Source organism: Paenibacillus endophyticus (assembly GCF_014192395.1).
GTDB lineage: Bacteria > Bacillota > Bacilli > Paenibacillales > Paenibacillaceae > Pristimantibacillus > Pristimantibacillus endophyticus.
On record NZ_JACHXW010000023.1, the window covers coordinates 115,867 to 124,127 of the forward strand.

At 38.2% G+C, this 8,261-nt stretch carries 11 protein-coding genes; 8 read left to right on the forward strand and 3 right to left on the reverse strand.

Going from position 1 to position 8,261, the window contains the following annotated elements; all coding sequences use genetic code 11:
* The first annotated feature begins 40 nt into the window (after positions 1 to 40).
* The 3 genes from FHS16_RS26610 to FHS16_RS26620 all read left to right on the forward strand — a co-directional run bounded on the left by FHS16_RS26610 (position 41) and on the right by FHS16_RS26620 (position 1,544).
* Positions 41 to 295: a hypothetical protein gene (locus FHS16_RS26610; protein WP_183569916.1), complete on the forward strand. Its 255-nt coding sequence runs from the start codon at positions 41 to 43 to the stop codon at positions 293 to 295.
* Positions 296 to 365: 70 nt separating this feature from the next.
* The gene (locus tag FHS16_RS26615) at positions 366 to 821 is read left to right on the forward strand and encodes a hypothetical protein (protein ID WP_183569918.1); all 456 of its coding nucleotides are present in this window, start codon (positions 366 to 368) and stop codon (positions 819 to 821) included.
* Positions 822 to 1,118: 297 nt separating this feature from the next.
* Positions 1,119 to 1,544 (forward strand): MarR family winged helix-turn-helix transcriptional regulator, encoded by a 426-nt coding sequence (locus FHS16_RS26620; protein WP_183569920.1) that lies wholly within the window; start codon positions 1,119 to 1,121, stop codon positions 1,542 to 1,544.
* A gap of 242 nt (positions 1,545 to 1,786) precedes the next feature.
* On the opposite strand, the gene FHS16_RS26625 is transcribed toward FHS16_RS26620, so the two are convergent.
* Positions 1,787 to 2,440 (reverse strand): hypothetical protein, encoded by a 654-nt coding sequence (locus tag FHS16_RS26625; RefSeq protein WP_183569922.1) that lies wholly within the window; start codon positions 2,438 to 2,440, stop codon positions 1,787 to 1,789.
* The gene (locus tag FHS16_RS26630) at positions 2,437 to 2,670 is read right to left on the reverse strand and encodes a hypothetical protein (protein ID WP_183569924.1); all 234 of its coding nucleotides are present in this window, start codon (positions 2,668 to 2,670) and stop codon (positions 2,437 to 2,439) included. Before FHS16_RS26630 ends, FHS16_RS26625 begins: the two co-directional genes overlap by 4 nt.
* Before the next feature lie 431 nt (positions 2,671 to 3,101).
* Here FHS16_RS26630 and FHS16_RS26635 point away from each other — a divergent pair, with 431 nt between their 5' ends.
* The 4 genes from FHS16_RS26635 to FHS16_RS26650 all read left to right on the forward strand — a co-directional run bounded on the left by FHS16_RS26635 (position 3,102) and on the right by FHS16_RS26650 (position 6,614).
* A complete protein-coding gene (locus FHS16_RS26635) occupies positions 3,102 to 3,593 on the forward strand; it encodes an SMI1/KNR4 family protein (protein ID WP_183569926.1) in 492 nt (163 codons plus the stop codon).
* Positions 3,594 to 4,474: 881 nt separating this feature from the next.
* Positions 4,475 to 4,915 carry an oxidoreductase gene (locus tag FHS16_RS26640; protein ID WP_183569928.1) on the forward strand — a complete coding sequence of 147 codons (441 nt, stop codon included), beginning with the start codon at positions 4,475 to 4,477 and terminating at the stop codon, positions 4,913 to 4,915.
* Positions 4,916 to 5,019: 104 nt separating this feature from the next.
* Complete coding sequence (locus tag FHS16_RS26645; RefSeq protein ID WP_183569930.1) at positions 5,020 to 5,613, forward strand: histidine phosphatase family protein; 594 nt, start codon at positions 5,020 to 5,022, stop codon at positions 5,611 to 5,613.
* A gap of 188 nt (positions 5,614 to 5,801) precedes the next feature.
* A complete protein-coding gene (locus FHS16_RS26650) occupies positions 5,802 to 6,614 on the forward strand; it encodes a class I SAM-dependent methyltransferase (protein ID WP_221226481.1) in 813 nt (270 codons plus the stop codon).
* Between the two features lie 448 nt (positions 6,615 to 7,062).
* Here FHS16_RS26650 and FHS16_RS26655 read toward each other — a convergent pair whose 3' ends face one another.
* On the reverse strand, positions 7,063 to 7,824 hold the full coding sequence (locus FHS16_RS26655) for a hypothetical protein (protein ID WP_246431981.1): 762 nt from the start codon (positions 7,822 to 7,824) through the stop codon (positions 7,063 to 7,065).
* Positions 7,825 to 8,062: 238 nt separating this feature from the next.
* Between FHS16_RS26655 and FHS16_RS26660 the strand changes: the two genes are divergently transcribed.
* Positions 8,063 to 8,261: hypothetical protein (locus FHS16_RS26660; RefSeq protein WP_183569932.1), on the forward strand; the 199-nt coding region annotated here is incomplete at its 3' end.

Below are 8,261 nucleotides of genomic sequence, written 5' to 3' on the forward strand. Positions count from 1 at the left end.
AATAGCGTTCTTATTATTAATGACTAAAGGAGGTATTTTATTGTTTAAAGCCCTAGTATGGATTGTCCCCGGTTTTGGGCTATATGTTATTTATAAAGGATTTGTAGTTTTATTAACACAAGCTCGCGGGGAATCAGTATATGAGCTTGGAATGCTCATACCAGCCACTACACCCTCACTCATAACTTACGGTTCTATATTTGTTCTTGCTGGTTTAGCATTAATCTGTGTCCCCTTTTTATTTAGAAAAATTAGATTTAAAGAACCTCTTCATTCAACTAACGAGACAGGATAGCTGAATAACAACACTGCGAAATCCGGCCAAAACGATCGGATGCCTTTTTGTTGAGCTTACGAGCAGAATAATGCTCCTTTCCAATAAAAAGAGCATTAAAAAGAAAATACTACGCGGAGGTGTTATTGTTCTGAAAAAAAAGCGGACACTAATTTTGATTTTATTAATAAGCATCGTATTATTTTGCACAATTTATATCTTTTTTGCTATTTGGATTGCCAAGGACGCCCGAAATATTCTTCGGGTCGGGTTGCAAAACGACGTAGAATATAAAAATATCATGCATTCAGACGTATATAAAGATATTAATCCATTACAACGGCATTTAACTTACACTGAATATACGTACGAACCTAAATTCCATGAAATTGAAACACCACTTGTTTTACATTTTTTTGGTTATGCAAAAGTCTGGGTAAAACAGCGGTACGCTCCAGAAGACTTTGGCTTTGAAGAACCTGTCACTCTGACGATGAAATTGAAGAAAGGTGAATGGTATGCAACAAATGTTCACATTGAACCTTGATAGAGGCATTTAATCCTTAATTTTCTTTATCTATTTTTAAAATAACAACGGGCAACGTTAGTTGAATCATACATGAACGAGCAGGTGTGACATTGGCCTGTTCTTTTTATTGCGCTAACGTGCTGGGTAGCATGGAAAATGAATGATTAATGAATGGTCAGAAACAATAAAGAAGCGTAATGTAACATATAGACAGGGGTGGCAAGACATGAACGAGCGTTTGTTGACTGCTGAATGCACTTGTGAAATATTTAGCCTGCTAAACAAAACTACTATGATAAAGGCTGAGAATAGCATATGGAGTCAATGGTCGACTGTGAGATTCGTGAGTTGTTTGACAAACTCTCGGCTAGAATGAGGCGAGAGTACAGCGAAAGTCTGCGGGAATTAAATCTATATGTCGGACAAGATAATCTGCTTTATCGTTTATGGTCAAGTGATGGGATAACACAAATGCAGCTAAGTGAATATTTGAATTGTGAACCTCCTACCGTAACCAATATGGTTAAGTCACTTGAGCAAAACGGATTTATTTACCGTAAGCGTGATGAGAAAGATGCACGAGCTATGCGTATTTTTCTAACCGACAAAGGAAAAAATCTTGAAGAGCCTGTTCGGAGCATATGGAAAAAGCACCAAGAAAAATTGCTAAAGTCGATCTCAACGGATGAACGACTCCTTTTAAGGCGACTTATGAAGCAAATGGAGAGTAATTTGTTTTAGGTCTTCTCTCCTTTTTCTGGATTTTAATTAGCATACTAATTAAAATGTTTGTGTGCTAACTTGTCTGCCTTTTAATATTTAGTTAATTGTTAGCAAGCTATTAATCTATCTGCTTTTATTCATACAAACCATACATGAAGAAGATATTTTAATCATGACAACTAAACAGAAAAAAAGTGGTGGTATTGTTGGTGCAAGCCCGGGGGGAGATACCGACCGTTTGAATTCGTTAGCCTGGATGTTTATTCACCAAATTTTGAAACGACTTCTTGTTTAAGTTTATTGAATTTCTCAACATTCTTGCCCAAATATTCGCTGCTAATTGTTTTCTGCTCAGTATTGGTTAGTTGTTCCTTTACATTTAAGTCATATTTCCCTTGATACATACCGACTACTGTGTATATGTCGCTATCTGGATTCTGACGTAGGAACAATACATACTTGCCTTTTTCATTCATCAGATTGTATCCTTCGACATTAACGTACTGATTTTCATTTACGTAACCAGGTTCGAAGGTTTGAATTCTCGTCTTTACTGCCAAATCCCCTTTGAAGACTTTTTTAACTTCAATTGTAGAAATTGAATTAATGTAACCAATCTCCCCTAGAGCACCCCTATATACATTTGTTTCACGCTCTCCAGTAAAGGTAGCTTGGATTACAAGATCGGCTTTTGTCACCAGTGCCTGTACACTATTATATGCAGCATGCTTGGCCTCACCCGTAACGATTTCCAGTTCTTGTTCTTTTGGTTTAATTGTTTCGTTTACCACAACATTATTAGTTTCTGGCGTTGAGGTCGGGCTAGATCCTGTCATTACTTCTTTATCAGAGCTGCAAGCTGTGGCAGTTAAAACCATTGCACCGGCAAAGACAGAAATTAAGAGCTTTTTCATATGTCAGCATTAGAAATTCCAGCAAAATCTGCTCTAGCATTTGTAGTATAATACGAATAACCCAATGTACTGATAGACGGATCCTCATAATAATCTGCCGCTGAAATAACTGTAGCTGGTAATCCGCTTATAAAGAATGCATTCCCGTTTGTGGCATCAGCAGCGAAGGCTGTAGCTGGTACTACGGCTGCAATAGTTGATGATAATGTGATTTTTTTCATCATCTTCATTCATAAATCACTCCTAATTATATTAGTAATTATTCCTACCGCGTATGATGCTGCATTACTGTTCCTAAAGAAAGAAGACCCCTCTCTTGTATTTTACTTACATAATACTAACTGCATATCAAAGGAAAATGTTGCGCTAAATTGTAAATAATTTCAAATCAAAAGTGCATTTAATAATTCAAGTTCTAGGAACGCTTTTAAAATGCGGAAAAAGTAGGCTCCTTGCCACTATTAGACTCCGATGTATTAATGTTTTCGTTAGATAAGGGGCCGTTTTGCAAGCGCCGCGACGATTGCTCCTCCGAAGTATTCGGGAGTGAGGATAAGGTAGGCTCAACTGTAAAACGATGTTATAGGGTGGCATTTGTCATTAAGCTAACGAGGAACGAGAGCTTAAAGAAGAGATGGGCGACTGACGAAGGGACGATGACATGAGTAACGTAATACGATTGATTCAAGATGCTAAGACACTTAAAAACTGTGAAGTGAATCCTGCATCAGGTTTACCAATACTACCTCCTTCTCATGTGTTGCCACCCGATCTAAAGGCATTTTATGAAGTATGCGGTGGTATGCTGCTTTTCAATGGTTCTGATTTTTCCTATCGTGTACTCCCACCAATGGAGTTTAAATCGGCCAATTTAGAAATCCTTGGTGAAGAAGTGGAGGATGACATAACCAACGATTGGTATACAGTCGTTGATTGTGGGAATGGTGATTTTATAACAATCGATTTGCACTCTGAACGTCTCGGAAGGTGTTACGATAGCTTTCATGAAACACATGGTTTGGTGGGGGATACACCGATTATCGCGTTGTCATTCACAGAGTTGTTACAACAACTTCTTCAACATAAAGGGAAACTAATTTATTGGTTAGACGAGAATTTTAAAGCTTTAGGTGACGCATACGATAAACGGTGAAGAGCATCTGAGCTTACAATAGATTCGTTGCGCTAACTGGGAACGATAGCTTAACAAACACCAGAACGAGGCTGCCGGCATAAATAGGCAGCCTCGTTGAGCTAACTGGCAGGATAGTTGAATACGATATTTGAATATCTATAATTAGATTTAGAAGAATTATGGAGGACAAATGGTGATAATCAAAGCGGAGATAATAAATCAGCCTCAATCAGGAGAATGCAAGGAGAGGATTTATGATATTTCCAGCCCCTGGAATTCCTAAAACTGGACTTGGATTAAATTCACTAACGATGATTTAACCGAATGGTGTGGAAACTTTAGAGGATTTCCACGAGATGTTTCAGTATCAATAAAGTATAATTCCGTACTTGTTCTAACTTCAGATTATTTATATAGACTTGACAGTGACAGTGAAAAGTTAGTTGAATATGAATCCCAGCCTCAATATCAAAATCTAACAGTAACCACATTAGGGGTTTTCATTTTAGCTGATTATTATAATATCGAAATCATTAAATCAACATTAGAAGATAAAATTTCAGTAGATAGTCCGGTAAAAATGGATATAATTAAATTCCATGGTTGGTCTAACAATAAATTAGCAATAACATGTGATGAATTTTTGAACTGGGACAACCATGTGGAGTTAGAACTTGATGGGGAAACATTTGAAATAACTCTAAAGGACTCCAATAAGTTTTAACTGAAGGCAACTTCCCAAAAATGTGCCGTTTATTGAACTAACGGAGAACGATAGCATCATAATCATCAGGACGAGGCTGCCGGAATAAATCGGCAGCCTCGTTGAGCTAACGGGCAGGATACTTTCAATATGTGCTAATATGGATGGTAGCGTTACGTACTGGGGGATTTAATCCATGACTAATATAAACTTTCTGGAGACAAGATTAGCCAGCAGGTATGGAGAAGATGTTTCAAAAGAAGAAAACAACACAGTATTTGCTGACTTAGTCATTGATTCGGTATCCTTATTTCAAAGGCTGAAAGAGTACGACTTCATACCAGCCTTTGGTTGGGGTAATGATGAGCATCAACAGCTTATAACTGATTACTTCTTATTTAAATATCCCTTTGAACTTAAGTATCATAGGTATCCAATCTTGATTTGTCCGCAGTGCGGTGATTTAGAATGCGGTTATATTTCTGTAGCTATTGATAAAGAGTCAGATATTGTTGAGTGGAGTAACTTTTACTTAGAACATAATAACCAACCACTCGATATTGGACCTTTCCACTTTAAATGGGATAACTACAAATCAGCAATTGAGAAAGCTTATGAAATCGGTCGATTACGCTAACGGGCAGATTAACGGAGAGATAAGGTCGAATATAATGAGTACAAAAGCACGTACTCCTAGTGTAAAATTATAGTAAGTTTTTTTAGATTAAGGGGTGCGATAAATTGACTCAGATTATCTTTATTAGACATGGTATGACCGATTGGAATTATCAGAGAAGAGCCCAAGGTCAAAGTGACATTCCCTTAAACGAAGAAGGGAGAAACCAAGCTCGCCAACTGGCATCCCGTCTGAAGGAAGATATGTGGGATCTAATCTTTTCTAGTGATCTTTCAAGAGCAAGCGAAACTGCGAGTATTGTTGCAGAATCAATAGGTTTAGTTGTCCAGACTGACAGGCGTTTAAGAGAGATGCATAAAGGTGTGACGGAAGGTACTACACTTGAGGAGCGCATTAGTAAATGGGGAGAACAATGGGAGAGCCTTTCTCTAGGGATAGAAAAAGACGAATCAATAATTCAAAGAGGGTCATCATTTGTTTCGGAATTACTAAGAAATTACAGTGATAAACGAATATTAGTTGTAAGTCATGGGGCGCTGATAGGACTAACTATAAAATATTTCATTCCGGATATTAATATTGATATTCACTTTGGAAATACCTCAATTACAAAACTAAATTTCATAAACGATGAATGGGAGTGCAATCTTATAAATTGCACAAGTCACATAGAAGATTACGCTAACGGGATACTATAGCATCATAAAAACCAGGACGAGGCTGCCGGCATAAATCGGCTGCCTCGTTGAGCTAACGGGCAGTATACAACAATAGGAAAGTAGTGGTATCCTTTGGGATATTAGTGATAGGTAGAATAGTTAAATTGAAATAATATAGCAGTTTAAATGAATTTATAATCGTTTTCATTATAAGCAAGTGACAAACTATGATTAAAGGGGGAATCAATATTAAGGATTCAATAACAAACTTTTATGACGAACTCTCGGTTGAGTATCATCTCATTTTCGACGATTGGTATCAAACTTTATCGCAACAAGGTCAAATTCTGGATGAGTTTATTCGTTCCCCTCGTGTTCATTTCGAACTCAAATCAAAAACACTTTTGGACGCTTCGTGCGGGATCGGAACACAAGCCATTGGGTTGGCTCGACTTGGTTATGATGTAACTGCAACCGATATTAGCCCGCAATCCGTTGCCCGTGGTGCAAAAGAAGCGGAAAAGGCAGGAGTAACTATCAATTTTGGTGTAGCAGATTTTCGTACTTTGCAGGATGACGTTGAAGGAGAGTTTTCAATTGTATTATCAGCTGACAATGCAATTCCCCATCTGCTAACCGATGAGGATCTAGCAGCGGCTTGCCGTAATATGCATGCGAAGCTATCTGAAGGCGGTTTACTGTTAATTACCATTAGGGACTATGACCATCACGTACAACTAAAGGAGCATGCTACCACGCCACGCGTGCTCGATGATGGCAAACGTGTCGTTTTTCAGGTGTGGGATTGGTCGAATGATGATAGAATTTACACGGTAAATCATTTCATCTTGATTGAATGTGAGGGGAAATGGAATACAAGTGTTCAACGAACAAATTACAGGGCTCTGCTCAGAGATGAATTCAGTCAGATATTAAGTGCCGCCGGTTTTGACAACATTGATTGGCACATGCCAGCAGATTCGGGCTATTATCAACCGATTGTTACCGCCAAAAAAGGGAAACTGAAGACTGTTCGCTGAACGGGCACAATAGTGAAGGAGCTTACCTCGCGGCAGCTCCTAGATTTTTGTTACTACGGTTCAAAAAGTTGCTCCTCGTCCCTTTCAACCATCGCTGCCGATTTGGGTTGGCGTGGACGTAACACCCGAGAGTTCCGCAAGAGCAGGAAGATTTTGGTATGATTTGGCACTTGGAAATCTTGGGGGCGTCCCACTCTGAGTTAAATGGCACCGGTGGTTCGTCGAGGACTCAGGAAAAATAATTAAAGAAACAATTTCAGGTTTTAAGAGATCGAGAGTCACTTGAAGTAGTGGCTTTTTCTTACATTGGCATTGATCTAACGGGACACGATAGTTGAACATACAAGGAGCAGTTTGCTGCGGCAGCTGCTCCTTTTTTTATTAAGCTAACAGGCAGATTAGTTACAATTAAAGCATGAAAAAAGGCGCTAATGTAGCGCCTTTATCGTTATCGTTCTTTTGCTTTTTGTATTTGTTTTAACCAAAAATCTGGTGATTCGTAGACAATGAGTGAGTAATCAAGCTCATGTCCAAGGGGAGTTGCTAATTGAATAAGCAACAATTTCCTTAAATCGGAAGGATGTAAATCACCTGTTTTAACGGTCAAGACTTGAACTCCATTTCGTTCGGGAGTACCCACGACAATTACTTGGTTTCCTATTGTATATACATCAGTGACAGTCGTTTGGAAAACAACGATATACAAATCAAGATCAGTTTTGTTTTGAAACATGGGGAAATCAATGCTAACGTTTTGTTTGAAATTTAACTCGCCAGATATTCCAATGTCATAAGTGGTAAATAGCCGATGGAGTGCATAATGTATTCGATTAGGAACATAACTCCATCTGCCTCCCCAATATGTGCTATGCCAATGTTCTTCATATACGGGTCTTTTATAGTTAGGGTCATTCTTTATAACGTTGAAGGGAATTTTTGTTCCATTATCCATTATCTCAGGAATAGGAATGGTGTCGGATGGATAGTATTTTTCGGTTTCTACTTCCTCTGGTGATTTAATAATTGAAATCGGTTCAGGTGGCTCAAGCTGGTTCAAACGTTTTTCTAGCTCTTCAACCCGTTTATTTACCTCTTTGGAGTCACTTGCATGGGAATTCGGCAATCCTTGTGCATAAGAACTTGAGAAGAACACGGAGGAAGCTAATAATATAGATATGCTTAAAACATAACCATTTCTTACTTTTGACATTTTCAACACCTCATAGTTATGTTGATACTTCACAAGAAATTTTATGTAAGGAATTTCCTTGAACTAACGGGATACGATAGTTGAACACCGAAAGGGCTGCAGCGTGGTAGCCCTTCGTTACGCTAACGGGCAGGATAGCGGAATCAATTCACGAATACCTTCGGTATGGCGAATTACGAAGTTCATAAAAAAGACGTTATCTGACATACTCGAAGGTCGAATTTGGAGGTGAACTTTTATGGTGGTAGAAGAATTTGAATTAGTTCATCATGAGGAAGGAACATATTTCCTTAGAGTAAATAAAAAAATAATTGCAGATTACTTCTATAACTTAGAAGCTGGGTTTGGAAGTTTAATACAAATTGACGTTTGTAGTCATTGTTATTATCCTGGGTGTTCAGACTTTGGGTTTATAGAAGTTATTGATTTTAATAAAT